The sequence below is a fragment of the Pseudomonas peli genome (genome assembly GCF_050563605.1).
GTDB lineage: Bacteria > Pseudomonadota > Gammaproteobacteria > Pseudomonadales > Pseudomonadaceae > Aquipseudomonas > Aquipseudomonas peli_A.
Genome location: NZ_JBNXUH010000084.1, coordinates 1 through 266 on the forward strand (window position 1 = coordinate 1; position 266 = coordinate 266).

1 pseudogene is annotated in these 266 nt (G+C 59.8%); it reads right to left on the reverse strand.

The features are described 5' to 3' along the window. Positions 1-180 (reverse strand): annotated as a pseudogene (locus ACQ4LH_RS21145) (2OG-Fe(II) oxygenase family protein); the annotation flags it as partial. Between the last annotated feature and the right edge of the window lie 86 nt (positions 181-266).

Here is a 266-nt window from a genome sequence, read left to right on the forward strand (position 1 = left end):
GGCTAGGAGATGTGTATAAGAGACAGGGCCATCGAGGTGGCGCACCTGCAGGCCGCCGGCATCGTCCTGGTAGAGCAGGGTGATGCAGCCGTAATCGGTGTGCGCGCCGGCGCCTTGCTGCTCGGCACTGCTGGCGGTGTGGCGTGGCGGGGAGKGGGTCATCCGCAGCACGCTAATCGGGTYATGGGACNTGTCTCTTTTAMACATCTCCCAGCCCACSAGACGAAATGAGCGCATTCGTATGCCGTCTTTTGCTTGAAAAAAAA